Origin of the sequence: Mucilaginibacter xinganensis, from assembly GCF_002257585.1 — a bacterium.
Lineage (GTDB): Bacteria > Bacteroidota > Bacteroidia > Sphingobacteriales > Sphingobacteriaceae > Mucilaginibacter > Mucilaginibacter xinganensis.
The window spans coordinates 85423-109079 of the sequence record NZ_CP022743.1; the positions used below are offsets into that span (position 1 = coordinate 85423).

The window sequence follows — 23657 nt, forward strand, 5'->3', positions numbered from 1 at the left end:
TGATTTTTGAAACGGCTGCTATTCCAAAACCTGGTAGATAGTAACAGGTTTTGATTTATTTTTGAGAGTTACCTCGCCTATTTTTTCGCATTTAAATGATTCCTTAGCTTTGTGGTAAACTTCTTCGGTAATAATTATTTGCCCGGCCTTTGCGGCAGATTGCAAGCGTTGAGATAAATTTACCGTATCCCCTATCACCGTATAATCAAGGCGCTTTAACGACGAAGACCCGATATTGCCCGACACCATTTCGCCGGAGTTAATTCCGATGGATACCGCTGGGTTATAGGAAACATCACCCAGGTTAATTGCTGCCATATTCTTCAAATGCTCACGTACCACCAGGGCAACATCAATCGCTTTATCCAGGTGATACTCTCCCCTAAAAACCGCCATCACGGCATCACCCATAAACTTGTCAACGTGGCCACCCTGCGCCAAAATCTCCTTAACAATGGTATCAAACAAACCGTTGAGCAGGGTAACCACAGTATTGGCCGGCACTTGTTCGGTAATTGCAGTAAAGCCGCAAACATCAATAAACATTACCGTTGCGTCAATCAGTTCATTCTTCATTAGCGTGCCTTCAAACTCCTTATGATTCATAAAGTTGAGCACGTTCTCATCCACATACATTTTAAGGATGTTGTTTTCCTTAATGGCCTTCATGGTTTCCTGCAACTGCCTTACGTGCACAATTGTTTTTTCCATGGTAAGGTCAAGGTCTTCAAAGTCAACGGGTTTGCAAACAAAATCAAATGCGCCCCGGTTCATAGCAGTACGGATGTTCTGCATGTCGCCGTAGGCCGATACCACGACTGCTTTAACCATTGGATTAGCCTCGGGTAAACGGCTAAGCAGGGTAAGGCCATCCATAACAGGCATATTGATATCACTCAAAATAACATCCAGGTCGGGGTGTTCTTTTATGCGCTCAAGTGCTTCTTCGCCATTTTGGGCAAAAACAAACTCGTATATATTCTCCCGGATCTTGCGGCGGAATTTCTGTTTTACCAATAATTCCAAATCAGCCTCATCATCAACCACTAATATCTTAGCCATTATGCACTAAAGGTTTTAAGTTTTTCTTTTAATAAATTAAAATCAAGCGGTTTGGTTAAAAAGTCATTAGCGCCTTTTTCCATAGCCTGTTTATAATTTTCATCATCGCCGTATGCAGTTATCATCATAACCACGGGCGGGGGTGGGGTATCAAAATCTTCGCGGATATGTGTAAGCAATTCCAGTCCGCTCATGCCGGGCATGTTGATATCTGAAAGGATAAGCACTACTTCTGAATGCTTTTCTTTCAGGTATCCCAGCGCATCCTCTCCGGATTGGGCAAAGCTAAATTCAACCTCATTATTCCTGATCTCTTTACGAAACCTCTGCAAAAAAAGCGGTTGAATATCTGCCTCATCATCTACTACCAATATTTTCATAGGTGCTGCTAAAATTAATTAAAGTTTAAGTTAAAGGGGTAATAAAATAGTAAATTCGGTAAACTCTCCTTCTTTTGTAGCAATATCTATTTTGCCCTGGTGCCCTTTTACTATAATGTCATAACTTAAAGATAAGCCCAGGCCGGTTCCTTCGCCCGTAGGCTTTGTTGTAAAAAACGGCTGCATAATTTTTTCCCTGATCTCGTCAGGAATACCGGTGCCGTTATCTTTAACTTTTATTTCCAGGCTTTTGCCTTTTATTGCTGTATTTATCTCTACTGTTGGCTTAAAATCAGGCCCCGCTGTTTTTTCTTTTTGCTGTACCGCATAAAAGGCATTATTAAATAAGTTTAATAATACGCGGCCCACATCCTGCGGCACCATATTAACCAACGGTAAATTGTCGCCGAAATGGGTTACCAAGTTTGCATTGAACGATTTATCCTTAGCCCTTAATCCATGGTACGAAAGGCGCAGGTATTCGTCAGCCAGCTTGTTGATATCAGCAGGCTCTTTTGTGGTGCTGCTTGCCCGGCTATGCTGCAGCATACCTTTAACAATACCGTCGGCGCGGCGGCCGTGGTGACGGATCTTTTCCAGGTTTTGTTTAATATCAGCAGCAATGGCAATGGCTTCTTCTTTATCGCCTTTGTTTAGCTCTTCCTCCATCTCATCAATAAGCTCCATACTTACCTCGCTAAAGTTATTTACAAAATTTAGCGGATTTTGAATCTCGTGTGCAATGCCTGCGGTAAGCTCGCCCAATGAGGCCATTTTTTCTGATTGGATAAGCTGATCCTGGGTGGCTTTTAGCTCCTCAACTATTTCCTGTAAATTTTCTTTCTGTTTAACCAGTTCCGCTGTGCGCTCATTTACCAGGGCCTCCAATTCGGCTTTACGCTCGGCGGCTATACGCAGTTCCTCCTCCTGCTTATTAGAATTTGCCCATTTGCCGAAAATCCAAACAAATGCAGCCAGCGTCACCAGCTGAAAATAGTTGTCATATTTATTATAAAACTTCGGAGCAATAAACATAATTAGCCCGCCTATAAAACCGACAACAACCAGTGGGTAATTAGCCTTAACATATCCTTTTTGCGATCTAAAATCAGGCTCCTTTTCTACATAAAGCAACAATCCTAATAATATCGCGCTTCCCAAAATATCAACAGCCTCGTCTTCCAAAGTAAACGCGATAGAAAAATAAAGAGCAATTATAGCCCAGTTTGCCGTACTTAACAGCGTACGCCACTTGGGATAGATAATGGAATATTTAAGCCGCTTTGTGATGCGCCTTACAAGTAAAAAAGCTGCCAGAAAGAAGAAAAAAGCCATATGGTAAAGTTAGATTATTACGAACTAAAGTTAAATATTAAAAACTGAGCTTGCTAATCTTTCAAATTTGTACAAAACATTTAAATATATTAGCCACCAAATTTTATAATCTATGCAGCTGGATGATGCCGGAAACTTTATAATTCAAAGATTAAAAACTGAACTTCCCGGTCATCTCGTTTACCACAATGCGGACCATGCCAAAGATGTTTATGACGCCGCAAAACATATTGCCGAGGCCCAAGGCATTGCCGGCGAAGAATTAACCCTGCTGCTTACCGCAGCTTACTATCACGATTCGGGCTTTTTAATAAAAGCTGAAGGACACGAAGAAGAATCATGCCGCATAGCGCGCGAAACATTACCCTACTATGGCTATACGCGGGATGAAATAGCTAAAATATGCGGCATGATACTGGCTACACGCCTGCCACAATCGCCCCAAAATCTACTGGAAGAAATTTTAGCAGATGCCGATCTTGATAACCTGGGGCGTGATGATTTTTTTATAATCAGTGAAAGGCTGTTTCTGGAAAGCTTGTACCTGGGCAAAGCTGCGACCAAAGATGAATGGAACGGGCAGCAAATAAATTTTATGGAAAACCATCGATATTTCACCAAAAGTGCCATTAATTTGCGACAAGCTAAAAAGGATGCTAACTTAGGGCGAATTAAAGTACAGGTATAATCATAAATGAAAAAACTACTATTGCCTCATTGGATTCAGGATACCATTTATGTGATATGCGGTATTTTATTTTGCGGATTTGCCTTACGAAGTTTCCTGGTTCCAAACAGTTTTTTTGACGGCGGGGTTACCGGCATATCGCTCCTGGTTCATGAGCTTTATCATTTAAACATAGCTTATGTTATCATTATAGCCAATATCCCCTTTATTATTATGGGCGCTTTCCAGGTTAATAAAACCTTTGCTATCCGCACTTTTGCGGCTGTAATTGGATTGGGCTTATGCTTGCTATACCTTCCCTATCCGCAAATAACGTCTGATAAATTGCTGGTGTCTATTTTTGGCGGGGTGTTTATGGGCATTGGCGTTGGCCTTGCCATCAGGGGTGGCTGCGCGCTGGATGGCATTGAAGTGCTGGCTTTATATACAGGTAAACGAATCAGCTTTACCATCAGTGAAATTATTCTCGGGATTAACATTATTATATTCTTAATTGCAGCAATTAAACTGGGGTTACCAACCTCACTATATTCCATTTTAACCTATTACACGGCCTCAAAAACTATCAGTTTTGTTATTGAAGGATTGGAAGAATACACCGGGGTAACTATCATTTCGGGCGAGAGCGAAACCATTAAAAAGCAACTGGTAATGACACTTGGCCGGGGCATAACTGTTTACAAAGGCGAGCGCGGTTATTTAAAGGACAGCTTTGACATTCACCAGCCGGTTGATATTATTTTTACTGTGGTAACCCGGTTGGAGGTAAGGCGGCTGCGGAACCTGATCCAGGATATTGACCCCAAAGCATTTGTGTTTACCAGCACCATAAAAGAGGCTGCCGGTGGGGTTTTAAAGAAAAGGGCAAGACATTAACATCCTCTACTTGTAATCCGACAACTCAACCCACCCTTTTTGTTTGTAATCCTCAAAGCTAACTGCAATTGCCACGTCGGTTTTGTGCGATGTTACAGCAACTGGAGTCTATGTCCCTTTCCTGCTATTTACATGAGCCTTGCAACAAAGCAAATTGAGCTTTATAACAAAACCTCGTCCCTTAGATGAGGCTACTTTTGTGTAAATAAAACTTAAAGCGATGACAAAAATTTGGTTTATAACAGGCAGTTCCCGCGGATTAGGGCGCAGCCTTGCAGAAGCTGTACTGGCAAGCGGCGATAAAGTTGCTGCAACAGCACGAAATATTGACCAGTTGGCTCCCCTGGTTGAAAAGTATGCCGGTCAAATCTATCCCATAAAACTGGATGTCACTAATTACAAAGAAGTATATGACGCGGTAGCAAATGCCGTTAGTCATTTTGGCAGGATTGACGTGCTGGTAAACAATGCCGGGTTCGGAATTATTGGCGCAGCTGAAGCATTTACGGCAGAGCAGGTTCGCAGCCAGCTGGAAACTAATCTTTACGCACCGATTGAAATTACCCGCGCGGTATTACCTTATATGCGCAAACAACGTTCAGGTCGCATATTACAGATTAGTTCCGTTGGCGGAAGGGTCGGTAATGCTGGACTAACCATGTATCAGGCCGCTAAATTTGGGCTCGGCGGATTTACTGAAGCGCTTGCTAAAGAGGTAAGGCCATTAGGTATTTTTGTTACCAGTGTGGAGCCGGGCGGCTTCCAGACCGACTGGGCAGGCGCTTCAATGACGTATGCCCAACAACTGGAAGGTTATGAAACAACGGTGAACCAACGTGCTGATTACTTTGCGAGCGGGAAATTTGTACCAGTAGGAGATCCGGGTAAAGCTGCACAAGCAATGGTTGAACTTGCCAATAACGATGAGCCACCAGTACACCTTGTGTTGGGTAGTGAAGCCATCGGCTTGCTAAAAAAGGCAGATGCTGATCGCACCGCCGAAATGGAAAAATGGATGCCAGTAAGTCTCTCAACAGATCACCATGAGGCCGAAGATTTTTTAAATACCGCTGCAGGTAAGGCTATTCTAAATATAAAATAATAGGAAGTGGCGGGGATGCGTCCATATTCGTCCCCGCTTTTCACACATTAATCTGTAAATTTGATATTATGCCGCAAAAGGAAGCCAAAACAACACCCAAAATCCTTTACTCCTGCTATTCAAATATCAGCAGAGAGGGAGAGCAATTTATAGGTGATCATATTTTAGGCTACATTATTTCAGGAAGCACAGACCTTTATGTGGGCGGCAAAAGCTATGTTTTTAACGAGGGCGATTTCAGGTTTCTTCGTAAAAACCAGCTGGCCAAGTTTTCCAAACACCCGCCAAAGGGTGGCGAGTTTAAAACGATATCCATTGTTATGGATAAAGAAACCCTGGGCAGCCTAAGCGAAGAACTGGCCCTGCAAACGCCACAACCATATACCGGTGATAGCGCCATGATGTTGCAGCCCGCTCCTCTTTTAAAAAACTATATCGATTCATTAGCGCCATATATGGATGGCTCTGGTAATGATAATAAAATGCTGACCACCTTAAAGGTGAAAGAAGCTATAATGATATTACTGCAAACCAACCCAGCACTAAAGAATACCCTGTTTGATTTTAGCGAACCAGGTAAAATTGACTTGGAGGCCTATATGAACGAGCATTATAAATTCAACGTTGACATACGCCGTTTTGCTTATTTAACCGGTCGCAGCCTGGCTACCTTTAAACGCGATTTTGAAAAAATATTCCATACCTCGCCCAACCGCTGGTTGCAGCAAAAACGCCTCAACGATGCCTACTTTCTGATCAAAGAAAAGGGATGGAAAACTTCAGACGTGTTTATGGAAGTCGGCTTTAAAGATTTCTCACACTTTTCATTCGCGTTTAAGAAAGCGTACGGTATAGCACCCTCAAGGCTAATTTAAAAACATCTTTTTAGCTGTAAAATGATGTTTTTTGTCATAATCCGGTGAATTTCATGCTAACTACAGATTGTGATTGTAATATTGTTGTTATAACATCGTTTCTCTATTCTCAATGTTATAATTATCAATCGATTGGGTATTTAACAATTGACCAAACAAAAATTTCACCTTATGGATCGGAAAGAATTTTTTTCAATAGTAGGTGTAGGTGCCGCTTCGGCCCTGGTAATGAGTTGCGTTGGGTGTTCAAAAAGTTCTGATTCCGGAAAATCATCAGTAACGGGGCCTACAGGAGTAAATTTTACCTTAGATCTTACTTTAGCCGCAAACGCAGCGCTGCTTAATAACGGTGGTTACCTTGCTGCCAACGGCGTTTTAGTGGCGAAGACCAGCGCCGGCGCCTATATTGCTGTGCAGCAATCATGCACACATCAAAACTACCCTTTGGTATATGAGGGATCAAGCCAGCAGTTTTTCTGCAATAATCACGGATCTGCATTTTCAGAAAAAGGTGTTGTTTTAAATTCACCGGCAAACAGAAACCTTACAGTATATAATACGTTAGTTACAGGAACTTCGTTAAAAGTTTATTCATAATACAAACAGGAATTTTATATGAAATTATTAGCATTTATTTTTATAGCATTTATTGCAAACACACCCTGGCTAGGTGATTTTAACCAGGCTGAAACACAGGCGCAAAAAGAACATAAGCGCATCCTGATCAATTTTTCAGGATCAGACTGGTGCGGGCCCTGTATCCGCCTGCGTAAAGAGATCTTGGAATCAACAGAATTTGACAATTTTGCTTCTGATCATCTTGTTTTAGTACGCGCCGATTTCCCGCGTCAAAAGAAAAACCAGTTGGATAAAGAACAGGTAAAACGCAATGAAGCATTAGCAGATAAATATAACCCTGACGGCAAATTTCCTTTTACGGTATTGGTTGACGAGAACGGCAAAATATTAAAAGAATGGGATGGCTTTCCAAATGAGTCGGCAACTCAGTTTATTGAGCAAATTAATCCTTTGGTAACCAGCAGCCGCTAACCTGCGATATGGTCAATGTACACCGTCGCGTTTTAAAGTTAATGGGCAACCGCTTTGAAATCAGCATTGTGGTTGATGATGTTGTTTTGGCCGAAGCGCACATAGACGCTGCAATAGATGAGATCAGACGGATAGAAAAGCTGCTTACTACTTTCAGCGACGACAGCCAGACAAATGAAATAAACCGGAACGCGGGGATAAAACCGGTAAGAGTTGACGAGGAGGTATTCAGCCTGGTTGCGCGTTCGTTAAAAATATCATCCATAACACAGGGCTCATTCGATATTACTTATGGGTCCATTGATAAAAGCCTTTGGAACTTTGATATTAACATGAAGGCACTCCCTGATGCCGAAACGGCAAGGGAATCAGTAAGATTGATCAATTATCAAAATGTGCTGCTTGATGCCGAAAACAGCACGGTGTTTTTAAAGGAAAAAGGAATGCGGATTGGTTTTGGGGGAATAGGCAAGGGATACGCTGCCGACAAGGCAAAAAACTTACTGCAGCAACGAGGCGTTGCAAGCGGGATAGTAAATGCAGCAGGTGACCTTGTTACCTGGGGTACACAACCCAGCGGCAAAGCATGGACGATAGCGATTGCTGACCCCGACCAGAGCAGCACGCCTTTTTCTACATTAAATATCAGCAATATGGCCATAGCTACATCAGGTAATTATGAAAAATATGCCGTTATAAACGGGAAACGATACTCACATACTATTGATCCGAAAACCGGTCTTCCTGTTGGCGGCATCAAGAGTGTTAGCATTATTTGCCCAAGCGCAGAGCTGGCCGATGCAATGGCCACCCCGGTAATGGTAATGGGCGTTAAAGTAGGGCTTGATTTGATCAACCAACTGCCGCAAATGGCCTGCGTAATTATTGATGATTACAGCAGGGTACATCATTCAAAGAACATCAACTTAAAAAATTAATATGACAAAGAAAAAAAGCCTGGTGCTTTCCTTTTTTAGCCTTGGATTTGTTTGCCTGCTTGCTTCATGCAGCTCAGTAAAACAGTACCAAAAAAACAGGCTAAACGATGCAGAGATGGAGCTCTCTGCACGCAAAGCACAAAAATTTGAGCAAAGCTTTCAGTTATATCGCGAAGGTGCATCAGGTGCCAATGGCGGCAAAAGCGGCGGTGGCTGCGGTTGTAATTAATTTTAAATTCCCGTAAATGAGAAAAATATATTTAGGTGTACTGGCTTTATATTTAGGCATATTGTCGTCGCACGCACAAACAACAACAACAACACCACCAGCTGTTGCAGACAGTTCAAATTATCAGACGCGTAAGCTTAAAGTTGATGAAATAAACTTTGTGTCTGCTTTTTATCATCAAAATGGCAATAATTCAGCAGTAACCGGTGGGATTGGAACCGAAAAATTAAGCGATTTTGCCAACACACTTGATGTGCAGCTATCAAAGTACAATAAAGCAGGCCGCAAAAACACGTTTTTATTTGAATTGGGTGTTGATCATTATACTTCTGCTTCATCGGATAAAATTGATCCGTATAGTGTATCATCTGCTTCAAGCCAGGACACCAGGGTTTACCCATCTCTTAACTGGACACAATCAAACGATAAAACAGGTAATGCCTTTGGGTTTACCGGTTCATACTCACATGAATTTGACTACCAGTCGTTCGGTGCAGGTTTTAATTTAACCAGGGTGTCTGCCGATAAAAACACACAGTTTGACTTTAAGGCGAATGTATTTTTAGATACCTGGAAAGTGATCCTCCCTGTTGAATTACGTCCGCCGGGTTACGGATCAGGATCGCACCGGGATGATAACCGGCCGGTTGACAGTAAACCAAGAAACTCTTTCAGTACAGCATTTTCCCTTTCGCAGGTAATCAGCACCAGGCTGCAGGGCTTGTTTATTGTTGAACCATCCTACCAAAAAGGGTTATTGGCTACAGACTACCAGCGGGTTTATTTTAATGGCGATTTTGCAACAGGCGCAGGGCCGAATGGCGACGTTTATAACGAGCGGATAGAGAGCCTTCCGGGAAGCCGCTATAAACTGCCAATAGGCGTAAGGTTTAACTATTTTCTTGACGATCACTTCATCATCCGTACGTTTTACCGGTATTATATGGATAACTGGGGAATCAGGGCCAATACAGCGGAGGTTGAGGTGCCCGTTAAGCTAACTTCTTTTGTGTCGCTTAGTCCTTTTTACAGGTACACCGATCAACATGGTACCCGGTACTTTGCCCCATACGGGCAGCACAGCGTTACCGAGAAGTACTACACAAGTGATTATGACCTTTCAACGTTTCACAGCAATTTTGTTGGGCTTAACGTAAGGCTGGCACCGCCTAACGGCGTATTTGGCTGGCAGCATTTAAATATGCTCGAGTTCAGGCTTGGCCATTATGTGCGTTCAACCGGGTTAAACTCAAACATAGCAACGGTGAACCTTAAATTTAAATAATTCTTGATTGTTTATATTGTGGCCATACTTCGCGTTTAACTACCGCGTTGTATGGCCTTTTTTTGTGCCTATCGGCCGCCGTTTATCATATCGGAGGTAATGCCGGCACTGTCTTTACGCTCGGCTAAGAAAATGCCTGCAAGATGCACTGTAATAAACGCAAGGATCAGATACATCGTAAATTGATGGATTTCGCGAATGGCGTGAATGGCCTTAAGCGCAGGCACATCATCTTCAAAAGCAAGGCATAAACCGGTAACGGCCATAGTTATTATAAAGAGGTAAAAAACGGCATAAATTGTTTTAACCCAAAACTCGTGCTTCGCCAGCTCCCTGTTTTTCTTAATTACAAAAAAATCATTATAAGCTATTTTAATTTTGCGGATCAGCTTTTGATCAGCCAGTTGAAAAAATTCAAGCAGGATGCGGAACAAAACCAACGCGGCCAAACCGTACCCTAAATAGGTGTGTATTGCCCAAACTTTATCACTCAGTTCATGTGCGACAGACCTTGCCTGGTCATCCGTTACATTAGCGCCTGCCTCATGCAGCTGACCTTTAATAAACGCTGCGTTTTTGCGTGTTTTTAATAACGTTGAATTAAGCAGTACTGTAAGCAACGAACCTGTGATTACTATCGCATTTAACCAATGCCAGAAACGCAATGGCGCCGAATATTTTTTGTTTTTACCAGGATGTTGTATATCCCTGCGCTTAGGCTCAATTGTTACCATATTTTTCTTCTTTAATCAGTATTTTAGTTTGTATAAAGTTAGTTTCTTCAGTTCCGCTGCAATTTAAAAACGGCGGCCCAATATTATTTTGAAAATTGATTTGTCTGCGCTATCGGTAAGGCCAAAACCGTAGCCTGCGTTAAACTCCCAGTTAGGGTTAAAGTTTAAATCAGTTGCTATGAATAACTGGTGCTGCTCCTCCTGTATTGGATAATAACTAAAAAATGGCCCTGTACTTCCATAATATTCCAATCCAAGGGAAACCACTTTCGAAACATCATAACTGCCTTTAATGTTTGGCGAAAAGATCAGTCCGAGGTTTTGATCCGGCCCTTTAAAGCTCTGTTCTAAAGTTGGGTTTACTGAAACGTACCATTTACCCCACCGCTTATCAACAATTGGCCTTATTTCTAACGAACTGGTATTGGCAGCATATTGCACCTTCTGAAAACCAAACTCCAATGATAAACTTACGCCTACAGGCCACTTCCAGCTTTCAGGCACCGCTACCCTGGGCCTGATATGCGACCCGACATAGCCTGTGCGCCCATCGCTACCTATGGTATTAAAAAAATAAAATCCCGTTTCGAACCATGGCGTCCAGCCATGGGTTATTTCAATGGTTTCGTGAAAAACATGGTTGGTAGGCAAAACGCCGTCAGCAACAGTTTTACTGCCATCAAAGGTAAAATTGCTGTGCAGTTCCAGCATTGTGCTTCCTTTTTCAACGGTTTCTGATCCGTAAACCTGGATCTCATAATTATCCTGTGCTTGTAGGTTTGCACCTAACATAAAGCAAATACATATCGTTATAAAATATTTCAGCATCGGCATTTATATATTGCTGGTTTATTAGCTAAATTTCCTTTTTAAAAGTATATTGTAAATCTGGAGTAAAACTGAAGTTCCCTGACAGGCGGTATTTAAATAAATACATAAAATTCCCAGACGGCGTCTTCAGCTTTACTTCAGAATCATATAATAGTTTTAATAAAAAATTAAAGTTGAAACTCCTGATAGTTGAAGATGAGCCCGGTCTGCGCGAGAGCATAGAGAAATACTTTACCGAAGAGGGAAGTATCTGCGAAACAAGCAATACCCTTGAATCTGCACTCCAAAAAATCGCTATTTATGAATACGATTGTATTATACTGGATATTGGTTTACCGGACGGGGAAGGGTTTGCCATACTTGATTATTTAAAATTACACAACAAGCAGGACTGTGTGCTGATCATCTCGGCCCGGAACTCATTAGACGATAAAATCAAAGGGCTTAACATTGGGGCGGACGATTACATCACCAAGCCCTTTCATTTGGCTGAATTAAAAGCACGGCTACTAGCTATTTTTCGCAGAAAAGCATTCGGCAGCACCAACGTACTCAATTATAAAGAGATAAGCATTGACCTTTTGGGGCGAAATGTGAGTATTGATGAAAAAAACATTGTTCTTACCCGGAAAGAATACGAAATGCTGCTGTATTTTATTGCTAACAAAGGAAAGGTGATCTCGAAAAATGCCATAGCGGAACACCTGTGGGGGGACGAAATGGATATGCTGGATAGCTTTGATTTTATTTATACGCATATTAAAAACCTCAGAAAAAAACTGTCAGATATTTCTGGTAAAGACTATTTCGCGTCCGTTTATGGTGTGGGCTATAAATTTGTTTAACTATGAAATTAGCAGCGCATTATAATAAAGCGAGTATCATTATTAGCGTTACTGTATTATTCATATCCGGACTGATATATTATTTTGTTATTAACCGGATTGCCCGTGAACAACTGGACAGTAACCTGTCTGAAGAAATAGGAGAAGTAGTTGATTACGTAAACCAGAACCAGCGACTGCCAAAATCTGTTGATTTTGACGAGGACCTCACCACCTTTGCTAAAACAAACCTGGCTAAATTTGATACCAAATACTTTGATACCCCTTACCAAAATCCGCGGGAGAAAAAAGTGGAAGCCGGGCGTGCTGTTTCCACCCTTATCAAATGCAAAGGCGAAAACTTTATTGTTACCATTGTGGTGTCACGCGAAGACACAGAATATCTTATTCAAATTATATTCATTATTACTTTATCATTAACTACTGTATTATTAACGGTACTGATAATAACCAACCGATATATTTTGAACGGCCTTTGGCGTCCTTTTTATTACATATTAAACCAAGTAAAAAGCTTCAATGTGTCTGATAATAAAAAGATGGATATTATCGAAGCAAAGGCAGATGAATTCAGGGAGTTGGGTGAGGCCGTGTCAACCATGTCATCAAGGGTAACCTCAGACTATCACGGGTTAAAAACCTTTACAGAAAATGCCTCACACGAGATAATGACGCCTTTGGCTGTTATTACTTCGAAGCTGGATACACTGATACAGGATGAAACATTGGGGCCAGACCAATTTGCCCAAATAACAGATATTTACTCCGCAACCAATAAGCTTTCCCGTTTAAACCAGTCGCTTTTATTACTGGTAAAAATTGATAATAATTTATTGCATGAAACAGAAAAGCTAAATGTAAAAACCATTATCCGGGAAAAAATCCAACAGTTTAATGAGCTGATTCAAAATAAAAATATTGAGTTGGACTATATGCTTGATGATGTCGACATTATTGCAAACAGGTATTTAACTGATGTATTGATCAATAACCTTTTCAGTAATGCAATACGGCATAATAAATTGCATGGACAAATAAAAATAACGCTGGCAGGCAACAAATTGCTGTTTCAAAATTCCGGCGATCCTTCTCCCCTTCGGGAAGCAACTATTTTTACACGTTTTCATAAAGGGAGATCGTCAGACGGCACCGGTTTAGGCCTGGCCATTATGAAAAACATTTGTAATCAGCGTAATTTTGACTTAAAGTATGAATATCTGAATGACCTCCATTCTTTCGAAATAACTTTTTGACCGTAAAGAAATCGATGTTTTCCATATAAACAGCAGCTACGAAAGCCTGGTAGCTGGGAACGTTCCCGAAGATGGCTATCCGTTAAAAGATATTGTAAATTTTGCACCCTCATTTATCCTGCTTTCAACAGCAATCTGGCCGCCCAGGCTCGTGACGTGGTTATACACCAGGTACAAGCCAATCCCCTTACTGTCGGTATGTTCATGAAATTTCTGATTAAAGCCAAAGATCTTGCCTTTAGCCTTCTCCATGTCAAACCCCATCCCGCCATCTGAAAAAATTAACCGGGTTCTCCCGTTAACCCTTTTAGTACAAATGGAGATATTTGGAAAACTATCTGGTTTTGAATACTTTATTGAGTTACTGATTAAATTAAGAAAGATACTTTCCAGGTAACCTTTATTAAATTCAACCTTTTCAGCCGCTGAAAAGTCAACGCGTAATACCGCCCTTGAATTTTTAACTAATGATTGCAAAGGTTGCAATGCGGAAGTTAAACATTCATTGAAACTTATCTCTGCAACTGTAACGCCTAGGTTGTTTTTTTCAATTAAATTATCTACAAAATTGTTTAAGGTAACTTTTAAACTATCGGTAGTTGTCCTCATCATTTCTATAAACTCGAGTGTTTCCTGATCTTCTATCTTTGAAACATCCAGAAGGCTAAAAACAGAAATAAGGTTGCTTACGGGTGCCCTCAGATCATGCGATGTCATGTAAGCAAGTTGCTTCAAATCATTGTTAAGCTCAGTTAGATTGGTAAGCAGTAAGTTCCGGTCGTCTTCAATTCTTTTTTTATGGGTAACGTTTCTTGCTATGGCAAAAACAACTTTTTCACTCTCAATAGGCATCGACGTCCAGTGCAACCAAACAATACCCCCGCTTTTGGTAACATACCTGTTTTCAAAATTCAACAGCGGAACGTCATTTAACAGATTTTCCCGATGACCTGCTGTAAGATGCTTATCCTCATGGTAAATAAACTCGTGAATGGGTTTAGCCAGCAATTCTTCGTTAGTGTATTCCAACACTTTTGAAACGGTGGGATTTATTCGTTTAAAATAGCCATCATATCCCGCAATGCAAAGCAGGTCAGGTGACATGTCGAAAAAGAGCTCAAGATTAAACGTGTTTTTTGAATTCTGTTTGTTCCCTTTAGCCGCCATCCTTATTTGTCATAATACCTGTTTTCAGCTTCGATTAAATAAGAAAACTGCCAAATAACGTAAGTGATTTGATTACCCATCATTATCTCCCAGTTTATACCAAAACAAAAAATCACGCCTATTGATACGTACAAGTTAATTAAATAGTTGTAAGAATAGCAGCCTTTAACGTATTAAAAAATTTATTAACCCACAACTAGCTTTTTCAAAGTTTCTAAACCGGCTTTCGTTATTGAGCAATGCCCTTAATAAATTCCATCCTCCTTATTATACTGAACGCGTTTTCAGGGCGCTACCGTCTGCCGGGCTTACAGAAAATTCAGCAACTATTTTTTGAATTTTGTGTTTAAAATAGTCCGTCACGTTATAACCTAATGAATCAGCGTTTCGTATAAGTGGAATAGTTGTAAAAGTTAGCCCGGCGGTATTTTTATGAAAAAAGTAATTATAGCTTTAACTACAATTGTATTGATTGCCACGGCTGCAATCGGTATTACACACTACTATTCGGTAAAAATCTTGTCGGCCGGCAGGGCGTACACCTATTTTGAATCGCAATATTCAAAAGCCGAAAAAGATGCTACCCGGCATTTATTAAGCTACATCTATTCGCACGAGGAAACGGATTACCTTTTTTTCAACAATGACATCAGCATACTTAAAGGGGATAGCATTGCCAGGGACGCGCTAACTAACGGTAAAGACATTAAAATAGCACGCATTGGTTTTTTAATGGGCGGCAACAACAAAGATGATCTTCCTGAACTGATCTGGTTTTTTCAGAACTTTAAAAACACCAGTTTCTTTAACAAGGCAGTTCAGCAATGGCATCAGGCAGATCTATTGGTAGCAAAGCTGAGTCAAACAGGTGCGTTTGCCCATCATAAAATTCAATCGGGTAAGCCTGTTGACAAAGAAGGCCTTTTACTGCAAATAAATACCATATCTGACGAGCTGACCATAAAACAACAGAACTTTTCAGCGTTGCTTGGAAATACTTCGCGGATAGTTGATCATTATGTTTTTATGGCTGATTTTCTTACCGTTATTGTAATCCTCATCAGTTCTGCTTTACTTGGCGGCCTGATGTTGCGAAAAGTACATACATCAAAAAAGGTTATTGTTGAACAAAACCTTGCGCTTACGGACATGAATAAGCGTATAAATAAATTTGTTTACACAGTAACACACGATTTGCGGGCGCCATTATCTTCATTAACAGGCCTTATTTCGGTATTAGAAAAAGAAAAGGATATTGCTAAAGTCCCGGATTATACCGGAATGATGCGCGAAAGTATTGATTTGCAGGACAAACACATCCGGGATGTATTGCATACTATTCGTACCGATGGTGGTATGACTGCAGAGCTTTGTAATTTGGGCGAAATAATAAGCAGTGTGATAAGCCAAAACGCTTTCTTTTCCGAAGGAAAAAAGGTAAAGTTTTTAAGCGAACTTGAAGTTTGGCAGCTAAAATGTAATGTAACCAATTTAAAAACCGTATTTAACAATCTAATTTCAAACGCTATTAAATATGCTGATTTCAGCAAGCCGGAACAATGGGTGAAAGTGCGGTCATATAAAGACAATGAGCATTGCGTGATTGAAATAGAAGACAACGGAGTAGGTATAAGGCCAGAGCAGCGCAACAGCATTTTTAATAAATTTGTTAAATCGGGCACTAACAAAAAAAGCATGGGTCTTGGTCTTTATTTTACCAGGCAGGCTATTGAAGATATGAATGGCACTATAACAGTCAGATCGTTATTAGGCGGTGGTACCTCATTTATAGTTTCATTGCCTTTATAACATTGGCACCAAGCTGTTGATAATTGCTGATATCACCTTTAATACCCAGCATTCCGCCTATAATTTTATAAATTTCGGCAGGTTTTTTACCATTTTGGGCCAGGTAACGCACAGAAGTATCTCCGGCCGATTTTGATAGCTTTTGTCCCCCATTCATCAGTAACGGGTGATGGAAAAACGAGATTTCAAAAAAGGTATTTTTTTTCTGTTTTTTTGCAAGTGTATGCTGTGCAAGTGTTGAAGGCCACAGGTCCTCACCCCTTACAATTAAATCAATTCCAAAAAAAAGATCGTCAACTAACGAGGTAAGCTGGTAGGCTGGGAAGCCGTCTTTTTTTCGTACCACAAAGTGTTGCATTGCAGGCGGGAGCGCTACTTTCATCACACTACCGTTATAGTTCTTAACTGTCACCTCAGTATTGGCATCCGTGCGGAGCCGCCAGCTGATGTTTGGCAGCGATAATGAAATACTTCTTGCACTGCACACACATTCAGCCACGGCTAAGCTGCTGCGGGAGCAATCGCACGCAAATACCAACTCCTCATCTTCGAGTTGTTTAAGTGCCTGGTTGTATAGTGGTAACCGGTGTAATTGTGAATATGAAGATTCAAATTCAGCCAGATTTTCGGGCCCTTCATCCCAGGGGATCTCCAGAAAATTCAGCGTATTAAATATGTCCTGCAGGTATAATCTGTTCGCCCTGGCCTGGTCAAGGTCATCTATCCGCAATAAAATTTTCGCGCCGCTTTTTCGTGCCAAAAAGGCCGTTAACGCAAACGAAGCAATATTGCCCAAATGCAAATAACCGCTTGGCGTTGGCGCTATCCGGGTTTTATTAAAACTGTCAGGCAACTGCGGCATCTTAAATCAGTGTAAGCTTATTCATCGGCCAGTTCTATCCATACCGGGCAATGGTCGCTTGTTTTTTCCCACCCGCGTACATTTCGGTCGACAGCTGCGGCAACAAGGCGTTTGTCAAGCTCCGGGCTCAACAGGAAATGATCAATCCGTAACCCGGCGTCCCGGCCGTACGCATTTCGAAAATAATCGTAAAAAGTATAGATCTTCTCGTTGGGGTAAATCTTCCTGATTGCATCCGTCCAGCCCTGTTCAACCAATGTTTTAAAAGCCAGCCTTGTTTCGGGCCTGAAAAGCGCATCCTCTACCCATCGCTCGGGCTTATAAACATCAAGTTCCGTAGGCATTACATTATAGTCGCCGGTTAACACCACGGGCATCCCGGAGGCAAGTAATTCAGCAGCATGCATCGTAAGCCTTTCAAACCATCTCAGCTTATAATCAAACTTAGGCCCCGGGGCAGGATTACCATTCGGAAGGTAAAGGCAACCTACGGTAATGCCGTTAACCTCCGCTTCAATATAGCGACTGTGTTCATCTTCCGGGTCTCCGGGCAATACCCGCCGCACCTCTTTTATTTCGTTGTTGCGGGCGAGGATAGCTACCCCGTTCCAGCTTTTTTGCCCATGCCAAATGGCGTTGTACCCGGCATTAAGAATGGCCTGCTCCGGAAACTTTTCCTGTGGCGCTTTTAATTCCTGCAGACAAACAACATCGGGAGCTGTTTCTTCAAGCCACCGAAGCAATACCGGCAGTCGTCCGTTAACACCGTTTACATTATAGGTAGCTATTTTCATGATAAACTTTTACCTGCTTTAAATATCGTGGCAATAAAAATAAGCCTTGTTTATTTAAAATCTAAGCAAAAAGTAAACTCATTTAAGGTGTTAGCGTTTTTTACTAATACCAGGGCTCCAATCGTTTTAAATCGTGACTCCTTATTTCGTAAACGTCCCTGTCTGTATATACCGGAATCCTGGATATGCAGCTAATATTTGTTTCCAGGCTATCGGCAGAAAGTTCAAAGTCAAAACGGGGATGAACTGCTGAAAGAAACTTAACCTCTTTAGTGTTATCAATAAAGCTAAACAGCACATTTACCATGCCGCCTGTTCTATTGGTAACTATATAACGCAGCAATACCGGCGTGGGGTTATATACATATTTATACCCCCGGGGATCTGTCATGTCACGCCCAAGTTCTTTTTTTACCACCTCTATATCATGCGCCTTAATTTGCTCTATCGAATCAAACTGCCTGAATGATAAGTACGTGTCCATCTCCATAAGTGGATAAACCGATTTATTTTCATCTTCTTCATCATCGTTGTAAAGCCTGCGGTACTGCACGTAATGTGCGGTTGCCTGCCCGGGATGGTCGTACTGAAATATAAACTCGGCAAAAAGGTGATCTGTTTTGGTGTAGATTTTTAATGTTCTGTCCATGTGTAAGGTGTAGATTGATAAGGTAATAAATTATAAACTAAGGTATGGCAATTTTTTAATTCAATACAGGCTGTTTTGTATTATGCTTACAGCATATTATATCGTGATACCTTTCATGGTTGGTAATACATAAGCGTGTTATGGCTTCGCTAAAAAAGCATTCTGCATTTTATTAAAACAAAAAAAGGGATTGCATCTACCGTATCTTCGCTGTTAGTATCCTATTTTTCGTTGCCGGCAATTACTCGCCGTTAAGCCGCCTGAATTTCACATTGGAAACCCCACAAAAAAACTTACCGTTATTCCGTAATGATGTCTATTTCGGCATAGCCTGTATCATTGTTGTTTTCAGTGTTCTTTAGCGCCCTTAGCCTGATGTATCTACTCTTTTGAGAAGCAAATTTTATTATTTGCCATAAAGGATTGTTTTTAATATTAGGGAACTCACCATGGCTAACCAGCTTCCATTCTATATTATCTTTTGAAACATAAAACTCATAACCAGCAATAATTCCGGGATTCCATATACTTTGATCAGGTAGATACCTGAAGCCTGCAAGTTTTTTTTCCTCCCCTAAGTCAACAACCAGGTCTTGTGGCATCTTTTTGTCCTTGCTTTGGTGCCAGGCAGTAGATGGATCGCCATCTAATACTGCGCTGACCTTTTCATCCGCAATGCCAACAATTTTCCAGTCTTTCCTTGAAACGTCAAACTTTTCATGCGTCGCGGAACTGCTTTGACGGGTAAACGGGTCGTAAACAATCGCACGGATTTCAGGTTTACCGTCAGCCGCGAAAGGGCCCTGATATTTTTTTGAACCACGAGTTGGGATGCTCCCATCCGTAGTATAATAAATTACCGATTCCTTGTCAGCCGGTGTTATAATTATAGTGCCGGCCTGGTTCCTGGTAACAGAGGGCGCGGTGAGTATTTGTGGTGCATAATAAACACCAATATTTGAAATAAGCAGACATGCTTTGGCATCCCTGATTTGGAGGCGGACTTTCCTGGCCTTTACAGTAGGGAAGCTAACGATGCGTTTATAGCCAATAGTTGTTCCTTTCGCCAGTTCCTGCCACCGGCCGTTAGTGAGTGCCTCCACGGTAAACTCTTTTACACGTTGCCCTAATTGGATGTATTCCTGCACTAAAAATCGGTTAAACCTGGTGATCTTCCCTAAATCAATTGTAAGCGATGCTGCTTTAATACTGTCATCCGTAGCCCAATAAGTATGGTTATCATTATCTGTAGCGTGGCCAGCGCTAAAATCTTTGCTGCCCAAGCGAACATTGGACGCTGTGGCAGTTTTATTTTTACCCAGGTTGACAGAAAATGCAGCTTTTACTGCTTTGCCAAAACCCAATACGTTTTTTTCGTCAGTGGGGTGAATAAGACCATCAGGCATGATAGGAAAGTTCAATAACAAACTACCATTATGACCAATCGAATTGTAGTAGATATCCATCAGCTGAGGTACAGACTTTACTTTTTTATCCTCGCTGGGGTGATAAAACCATTCAGGCCGGATAGAAGTATTTACTTCTGCCGGCACCCATGCGTTACCATTTTCGACGCCGTAATGCAACATATTATATGGCACATCGCCGTTTGCGTTCAGCAGGCTCCAGTTCGTTTCGCCGACAGATCCACCTTCTGTTCCTACCCACCGCAGATCGGCACGATCCCCGCCGTCATTCCAGATGACGATGTTAGGCTGAAGCTTTCGGACAAGTTTGTAGGTGTTGGCCCAATCGTAATACGTTTTGCGGTCAATCATACGGGTTTCATTCGCTCCTCCATAATAGCCGGAGCCGCCGTTAGCGCCGTCGAACCAAATCTCGAAAATAGGACCGTAGTTGGTTAACAGTTCTGTCAACTGATTACGGAAATAGTTAATGTATTCCGGCTTACCATAATCAGCCCTGTTTCTGTCCCAGGGCGATAAATAGATTCCGAGCTTTAATCCATATTCTTTGCAGGCGTCGGCCATTTCCCCTACCACATCCCCTTTGCCATTTTTCCATGGAGCATTTTTTACGGAATATTCCGTGTATTTGGAGGGCCACAGGCAAAAGCCGCAATGGTGTTTGGCTGTGATTATAATTCCTTTCATACCTGCCTCTTTGCAGAGGCGTGCCCATTTGCGGCAATCCAGCCTGGTCGGGTTAAAGAGTTTCACGTCTTCATTGCCAAAGCCCCAGGATTGATCAGTGTAGGTGTTTAACGATAAATGCGCAAAAGCATAGTATTCCATATCCTGCCATCTCAGTTGATTTTTTGAAGGAATAGGTCCGCACGGAGCAGGCGCATTTTTTTGTGCATGCCCGCTAAAACAACCCGAGAAAAAGACGGCTGTAACTAAAAGGGCTTTAATAATTTTAGACATTTGCAATTTTCTGGTTTTAACCATTGGAGCAGGCATTACAACACATTGGTATCAATTGGTTTCCTCTTAACAACACTGGGACTAGCCCCTTTCAGCGTGAATGTAAAACTATCAATAAAAATTTGTCTGCCAAATACTCTTTAAATGTGGTCTTAGCAATTTGGCTGGCGTTAAAACAAAGAGAATTAATAGTTAAAAGCCTATTTACTAACGCTTTGACCCTTGATTAACGTTGAAATTCGGTTATATTTGAATATGATAAAACCTTATTTAGTAATTGCGCTATTTGCCTTGTTATACCTAAACTGCGACGCGCAACAAAGAAAGATAATTGATGTACATTTTCATACACGGTCTGCCGGCGATTATGGAACGCCACCCCCTCCTAACCCGGTTACCGGCAAAACCCCCGATGCAGGCACTAATGATGCTATCTTTCGCGGTAATTTTGCGTTACTAAAGAAATATAATATTGTAAAGGCTATCTGTTCCGGAACCCTTTTAAGGAATGCAGACTTTATTTCAAAAGATCCGGGGCGGTTTATAAGTTCGCTCGAATATCCCGACCACCAGGATAATCCTTTGCCGGATACAGCTACTTTTAGAAAACTAATCCAGGAAAAAAAATTTACTGTTTTCGGAGAGTTAGGCCTGCAATATGACGGCAAAACACTCGACCAGCCAGAATTTGAACCCTATATCGCCATCTGTGAACGATATGGGGTTCCGATAGCCATTCACATGGGTTTGGGACCACCGGAAACCCCGTACCACGGCTTTCCAAATTTTACAGTTTCCTCTGGAAGCCCATTTTACCTTGAACCTGTGCTGAAGAAGCACCCCCGTTTAAAGTTGCAAATTATGCACATGGGTTATCCTTACATAGAGGAAACCAAAGCTATACTGTATATGTATCCGCAGGTATATGCTGATATTTCAGTGATAGACTGGGCGTTGCCGAAAGAAGAGTTTTACCAGTATCTTAGAGCAGTTATTACTGCCGGTCACGAAAAACAGATTATGTATGGATCTGACCAAATGATATGGGAAGACGCCATACCACTTTCCATCAAAACTGTCGAAGCCGCCCCCTTCCTGAATGAACAACAGAAACAGGATATTTTTTATAACAATGCCGCCCGTTTTTATGGAATAAAGTAAATCTCACCGGCAGATAAATTCTTCCGCATTAACAGCGCTATTCAAAGTTTAGCGCTAACAAATTGGGTGCTATCCGAAAAATCAAAGTGTCGAATCGTTCAATTTGACACTTTGATTTTTTCCACAAACGCACTGCAAGCCTGATAAAAAGTTTCAAAAGGTTAGTCGTCTCTCTGATACCGGATTCCTCCCGGTTTATTCTTTGTCTGCAAATCCGAGTATCCTTTAACACTCATTTTGAGAACCCTACCGTCTCAAAATGAAAGGATAATTAATCGGGCTAAAAAGCCGGCAGATGATTTTAAGTTGATTTTGTGCAGCAGATGCACCATATCAGGGATATCCGGTAATGTGGCATCCCTTTAGCTGTTTAACGGTAAAGAACCTTAGTAAATTTAAATTTAGCTATGACAGCATTTTATACTGTATTAAAAATAGTTGCCTTATTAGCGATTATTATACTCCCATTGTTCGGGCCTAAAAAAAAGAAAACAAAAAGCACAGGTGGATTAAGCAGGTTAGCGGTTAATGGCGGAGGCTTTTTAGAGCCAATTACAGGCGAGCCGGCAAAGCAACATCCGGTTAATTAATTCTCTAAACCACTTATTATGAAAAAAAAAGCCTTTCATTTTGAGAGGCTTTTTTTAGTGAAGAAAAAACCTGAAAAACCTAAAACATTGGTTTAAAACGTCTAAAAGCATAATTAGCCGGTTGCCGGCATAATGGGCATCCTTTTGGCATTGCCTGTAATACAGTTGGGCCACAATCAGCGCCCGCCTGAAATAAACTTCAAAAATGGACGAAGAACGAATTATTGTGAGGTCAGCTATTCCGGCTGACGTGGTGTTTGCAGACGAGATCATAAACGAAATGGAAAGTTCTGCTATAGCGAGGGGTTCCGGAATCTCAAAAAGATCAGCGGCATCCATCATTGAAAAAATAGACAACGGCAAGGGTGTTGTTGCTGTAACAGAAAGCGGAGAATGGGCTGGATTTTCCTACATCGAAACCTGGGACAATGAAGAATTTGTCTCCAACAGCGGGCTAATTGTTTCCCCAAAACACCGTAACCAAGGTATCGCCGCCCGGATAAAAACCCAAATTTTTGAGTTGTCGCGCAGCAAATATCCCGCTGCGAAAATCTTCAGTATCACCTCCGGCCTGGCCATTATGAAATTGAACAGCCGACTGGGTTTTGAAGCGGTAACCTATTCAGAAGTAGCAAAAAGCAGTATGTTTTGGAACGGTTGTAAAAGCTGTGTCAACTATGATGTTTTGCAAAGCAAACTCCGGTGTAATTGCCTGTGCACCGCCATGCTTTTTGATCCACAAGTAAATTAAAAGA

Annotated in this window: 25 protein-coding genes; 15 read left to right on the plus strand and 10 right to left on the minus strand. The window is 41.5% G+C overall.

The annotated features are described in order from the left end of the window. Positions 1-18: 18 nt before the first annotated feature. Genes MuYL_RS00380 through MuYL_RS00390 form a run of 3 tightly spaced genes read right to left on the minus strand, consistent with a single transcriptional unit; the run spans position 19 to position 2777 of the window. Positions 19-1062, minus strand: a complete 1044-nt coding sequence (locus MuYL_RS00380) for an adenylate/guanylate cyclase domain-containing protein (RefSeq protein WP_211710210.1) — start codon at positions 1060-1062, stop codon at positions 19-21. Next, positions 1062-1442 (minus strand): response regulator, encoded by a 381-nt coding sequence (locus MuYL_RS00385; RefSeq protein WP_094568638.1) that lies wholly within the window; start codon positions 1440-1442, stop codon positions 1062-1064. The genes MuYL_RS00380 and MuYL_RS00385 overlap by 1 nt, the downstream gene beginning before the upstream one ends. Before the next feature lie 30 nt (positions 1443-1472). Beyond that, positions 1473-2777, minus strand: coding sequence for a sensor histidine kinase (locus MuYL_RS00390; protein ID WP_094568639.1), 1305 nt, complete (start codon positions 2775-2777; stop codon positions 1473-1475). 112 nt (positions 2778-2889) lie between these two features. On the opposite strand from MuYL_RS00390, the gene MuYL_RS00395 reads away from it, so the two are divergent. From MuYL_RS00395 to MuYL_RS00435, 9 genes are all read left to right on the plus strand, one after another. Next, complete coding sequence (locus tag MuYL_RS00395; protein ID WP_094568640.1) at positions 2890-3465, plus strand: HD domain-containing protein; 576 nt, start codon at positions 2890-2892, stop codon at positions 3463-3465. Positions 3466-3471: 6 nt separating this feature from the next. Further along, positions 3472-4341, plus strand: coding sequence for a YitT family protein (locus tag MuYL_RS00400; RefSeq protein WP_094568641.1), 870 nt, complete (start codon positions 3472-3474; stop codon positions 4339-4341). Between the two features lie 220 nt (positions 4342-4561). Further along, entirely contained in the window at positions 4562-5443 is an 882-nt protein-coding gene (locus MuYL_RS00405) for an oxidoreductase (protein WP_094568642.1), read from the plus strand. A 68-nt stretch (positions 5444-5511) separates the two neighbouring features. Beyond that, positions 5512-6318: an AraC family transcriptional regulator gene (locus tag MuYL_RS00410; protein ID WP_094568643.1), complete on the plus strand. Its 807-nt coding sequence runs from the start codon at positions 5512-5514 to the stop codon at positions 6316-6318. A 171-nt stretch (positions 6319-6489) separates the two neighbouring features. Continuing rightward, on the plus strand, positions 6490-6915 hold the full coding sequence (locus MuYL_RS00415; protein WP_094568644.1) for a QcrA and Rieske domain-containing protein: 426 nt from the start codon (positions 6490-6492) through the stop codon (positions 6913-6915). An 18-nt stretch (positions 6916-6933) separates the two neighbouring features. Continuing rightward, a complete protein-coding gene (locus MuYL_RS00420) occupies positions 6934-7368 on the plus strand; it encodes a thioredoxin family protein (RefSeq protein WP_094568645.1) in 435 nt (144 codons plus the stop codon). Between the two features lie 8 nt (positions 7369-7376). After that, positions 7377-8306 carry an FAD:protein FMN transferase gene (locus tag MuYL_RS00425; protein ID WP_094568646.1) on the plus strand — a complete coding sequence of 310 codons (930 nt, stop codon included), beginning with the start codon at positions 7377-7379 and terminating at the stop codon, positions 8304-8306. A 1-nt stretch (position 8307) separates the two neighbouring features. Further along, on the plus strand, positions 8308-8535 hold the full coding sequence (locus MuYL_RS00430; RefSeq protein ID WP_094568647.1) for a DUF4266 domain-containing protein: 228 nt from the start codon (positions 8308-8310) through the stop codon (positions 8533-8535). A 16-nt stretch (positions 8536-8551) separates the two neighbouring features. Continuing rightward, entirely contained in the window at positions 8552-9820 is a 1269-nt protein-coding gene (locus MuYL_RS00435; RefSeq protein ID WP_094568648.1) for a DUF3570 domain-containing protein, read from the plus strand. Positions 9821-9888: 68 nt separating this feature from the next. Here MuYL_RS00435 and MuYL_RS00440 read toward each other — a convergent pair whose 3' ends face one another. Continuing rightward, positions 9889-10554, minus strand: coding sequence for a cytochrome b/b6 domain-containing protein (locus MuYL_RS00440; protein WP_094568649.1), 666 nt, complete (start codon positions 10552-10554; stop codon positions 9889-9891). A gap of 63 nt (positions 10555-10617) precedes the next feature. Continuing rightward, entirely contained in the window at positions 10618-11346 is a 729-nt protein-coding gene (locus MuYL_RS00445; protein WP_245845722.1) for a transporter, read from the minus strand. A gap of 212 nt (positions 11347-11558) precedes the next feature. Between MuYL_RS00445 and MuYL_RS00450 the strand changes: the two genes are divergently transcribed. Both MuYL_RS00450 and MuYL_RS00455 read left to right on the plus strand, forming a co-directional pair. Then, positions 11559-12230 carry a response regulator transcription factor gene (locus MuYL_RS00450; RefSeq protein WP_094568650.1) on the plus strand — a complete coding sequence of 224 codons (672 nt, stop codon included), beginning with the start codon at positions 11559-11561 and terminating at the stop codon, positions 12228-12230. A 2-nt stretch (positions 12231-12232) separates the two neighbouring features. Next, entirely contained in the window at positions 12233-13483 is a 1251-nt protein-coding gene (locus tag MuYL_RS00455) for a sensor histidine kinase (RefSeq protein WP_094568651.1), read from the plus strand. A 75-nt stretch (positions 13484-13558) separates the two neighbouring features. Here MuYL_RS00455 and MuYL_RS00460 read toward each other — a convergent pair whose 3' ends face one another. Further along, entirely contained in the window at positions 13559-14650 is a 1092-nt protein-coding gene (locus tag MuYL_RS00460) for a PAS domain-containing sensor histidine kinase (protein WP_094568652.1), read from the minus strand. 432 nt (positions 14651-15082) lie between these two features. Here MuYL_RS00460 and MuYL_RS00465 point away from each other — a divergent pair, with 432 nt between their 5' ends. Then, positions 15083-16459, plus strand: coding sequence for a sensor histidine kinase (locus MuYL_RS00465; protein WP_094568653.1), 1377 nt, complete (start codon positions 15083-15085; stop codon positions 16457-16459). Here the strand turns inward: MuYL_RS00465 and MuYL_RS00470 are convergent. The 4 genes from MuYL_RS00470 to MuYL_RS00485 all read right to left on the minus strand — a co-directional run bounded on the left by MuYL_RS00470 (position 16437) and on the right by MuYL_RS00485 (position 21151). Then, a complete protein-coding gene (locus MuYL_RS00470; protein ID WP_094568654.1) occupies positions 16437-17321 on the minus strand; it encodes a glutamate--tRNA ligase family protein in 885 nt (294 codons plus the stop codon). The two genes, MuYL_RS00465 and MuYL_RS00470, sit on opposite strands and share 23 nt — an antisense overlap. 17 nt (positions 17322-17338) lie before the next feature. Then, positions 17339-18115 (minus strand): exodeoxyribonuclease III, encoded by a 777-nt coding sequence (xth, locus tag MuYL_RS00475; protein ID WP_094568655.1) that lies wholly within the window; start codon positions 18113-18115, stop codon positions 17339-17341. A 103-nt stretch (positions 18116-18218) separates the two neighbouring features. Continuing rightward, on the minus strand, positions 18219-18764 hold the full coding sequence (locus MuYL_RS00480) for a hypothetical protein (protein ID WP_094568656.1): 546 nt from the start codon (positions 18762-18764) through the stop codon (positions 18219-18221). 299 nt (positions 18765-19063) lie between these two features. Then, positions 19064-21151 carry an alpha-L-fucosidase gene (locus MuYL_RS00485; RefSeq protein WP_094572800.1) on the minus strand — a complete coding sequence of 696 codons (2088 nt, stop codon included), beginning with the start codon at positions 21149-21151 and terminating at the stop codon, positions 19064-19066. A 255-nt stretch (positions 21152-21406) separates the two neighbouring features. Between MuYL_RS00485 and MuYL_RS00495 the strand changes: the two genes are divergently transcribed. The 3 genes from MuYL_RS00495 (at position 21407) to MuYL_RS00505 (ending at position 23653) form a co-directional block, all read left to right on the plus strand. Further along, entirely contained in the window at positions 21407-22312 is a 906-nt protein-coding gene (locus MuYL_RS00495) for an amidohydrolase family protein (RefSeq protein WP_094568658.1), read from the plus strand. Between the two features lie 407 nt (positions 22313-22719). Next, positions 22720-22902 carry a hypothetical protein gene (locus tag MuYL_RS00500; RefSeq protein WP_094568659.1) on the plus strand — a complete coding sequence of 61 codons (183 nt, stop codon included), beginning with the start codon at positions 22720-22722 and terminating at the stop codon, positions 22900-22902. A gap of 205 nt (positions 22903-23107) precedes the next feature. Then, a complete protein-coding gene (locus MuYL_RS00505; RefSeq protein ID WP_094568660.1) occupies positions 23108-23653 on the plus strand; it encodes a GNAT family N-acetyltransferase in 546 nt (181 codons plus the stop codon). Positions 23654-23657 lie beyond the last annotated feature (4 nt).

Excerpts from the sequence above, each read along its gene's own strand:
- MuYL_RS00380 (WP_211710210.1), bottom strand. The coding sequence starts at position 1,062 with ATGGCTAAGATATTAGTGGTTGATGATGAGGCTGATTTGGAATTATTG.
- MuYL_RS00385 (WP_094568638.1), bottom strand. The coding sequence starts at position 1,442 with ATGAAAATATTGGTAGTAGATGATGAGGCAGATATTCAACCGCTTTTT.
- MuYL_RS00390 (WP_094568639.1), bottom strand. The coding sequence starts at position 2,777 with ATGGCTTTTTTCTTCTTTCTGGCAGCTTTTTTACTTGTAAGGCGCATC.
- MuYL_RS00395 (WP_094568640.1), top strand. The coding sequence starts at position 2,890 with ATGCAGCTGGATGATGCCGGAAACTTTATAATTCAAAGATTAAAAACT.
- MuYL_RS00400 (WP_094568641.1), top strand. The coding sequence starts at position 3,472 with ATGAAAAAACTACTATTGCCTCATTGGATTCAGGATACCATTTATGTG.
- MuYL_RS00405 (WP_094568642.1), top strand. The coding sequence starts at position 4,562 with ATGACAAAAATTTGGTTTATAACAGGCAGTTCCCGCGGATTAGGGCGC.
- MuYL_RS00410 (WP_094568643.1), top strand. The coding sequence starts at position 5,512 with ATGCCGCAAAAGGAAGCCAAAACAACACCCAAAATCCTTTACTCCTGC.
- MuYL_RS00415 (WP_094568644.1), top strand. The coding sequence starts at position 6,490 with ATGGATCGGAAAGAATTTTTTTCAATAGTAGGTGTAGGTGCCGCTTCG.
- MuYL_RS00420 (WP_094568645.1), top strand. The coding sequence starts at position 6,934 with ATGAAATTATTAGCATTTATTTTTATAGCATTTATTGCAAACACACCC.
- MuYL_RS00425 (WP_094568646.1), top strand. The coding sequence starts at position 7,377 with ATGGTCAATGTACACCGTCGCGTTTTAAAGTTAATGGGCAACCGCTTT.
- MuYL_RS00430 (WP_094568647.1), top strand. The coding sequence starts at position 8,308 with ATGACAAAGAAAAAAAGCCTGGTGCTTTCCTTTTTTAGCCTTGGATTT.
- MuYL_RS00435 (WP_094568648.1), top strand. The coding sequence starts at position 8,552 with ATGAGAAAAATATATTTAGGTGTACTGGCTTTATATTTAGGCATATTG.
- MuYL_RS00440 (WP_094568649.1), bottom strand. The coding sequence starts at position 10,554 with ATGGTAACAATTGAGCCTAAGCGCAGGGATATACAACATCCTGGTAAA.
- MuYL_RS00445 (WP_245845722.1), bottom strand. The coding sequence starts at position 11,346 with ATGTTAGGTGCAAACCTACAAGCACAGGATAATTATGAGATCCAGGTT.
- MuYL_RS00455 (WP_094568651.1), top strand. The coding sequence starts at position 12,233 with ATGAAATTAGCAGCGCATTATAATAAAGCGAGTATCATTATTAGCGTT.
- MuYL_RS00460 (WP_094568652.1), bottom strand. The coding sequence starts at position 14,650 with ATGGCGGCTAAAGGGAACAAACAGAATTCAAAAAACACGTTTAATCTT.
- MuYL_RS00465 (WP_094568653.1), top strand. The coding sequence starts at position 15,083 with ATGAAAAAAGTAATTATAGCTTTAACTACAATTGTATTGATTGCCACG.
- MuYL_RS00470 (WP_094568654.1), bottom strand. The coding sequence starts at position 17,321 with ATGCCGCAGTTGCCTGACAGTTTTAATAAAACCCGGATAGCGCCAACG.
- xth (WP_094568655.1), bottom strand. The coding sequence starts at position 18,115 with ATGAAAATAGCTACCTATAATGTAAACGGTGTTAACGGACGACTGCCG.
- MuYL_RS00480 (WP_094568656.1), bottom strand. The coding sequence starts at position 18,764 with ATGGACAGAACATTAAAAATCTACACCAAAACAGATCACCTTTTTGCC.
- MuYL_RS00485 (WP_094572800.1), bottom strand. The coding sequence starts at position 21,151 with ATGTCTAAAATTATTAAAGCCCTTTTAGTTACAGCCGTCTTTTTCTCG.
- MuYL_RS00495 (WP_094568658.1), top strand. The coding sequence starts at position 21,407 with ATGATAAAACCTTATTTAGTAATTGCGCTATTTGCCTTGTTATACCTA.
- MuYL_RS00500 (WP_094568659.1), top strand. The coding sequence starts at position 22,720 with ATGACAGCATTTTATACTGTATTAAAAATAGTTGCCTTATTAGCGATT.
- MuYL_RS00505 (WP_094568660.1), top strand. The coding sequence starts at position 23,108 with ATGGACGAAGAACGAATTATTGTGAGGTCAGCTATTCCGGCTGACGTG.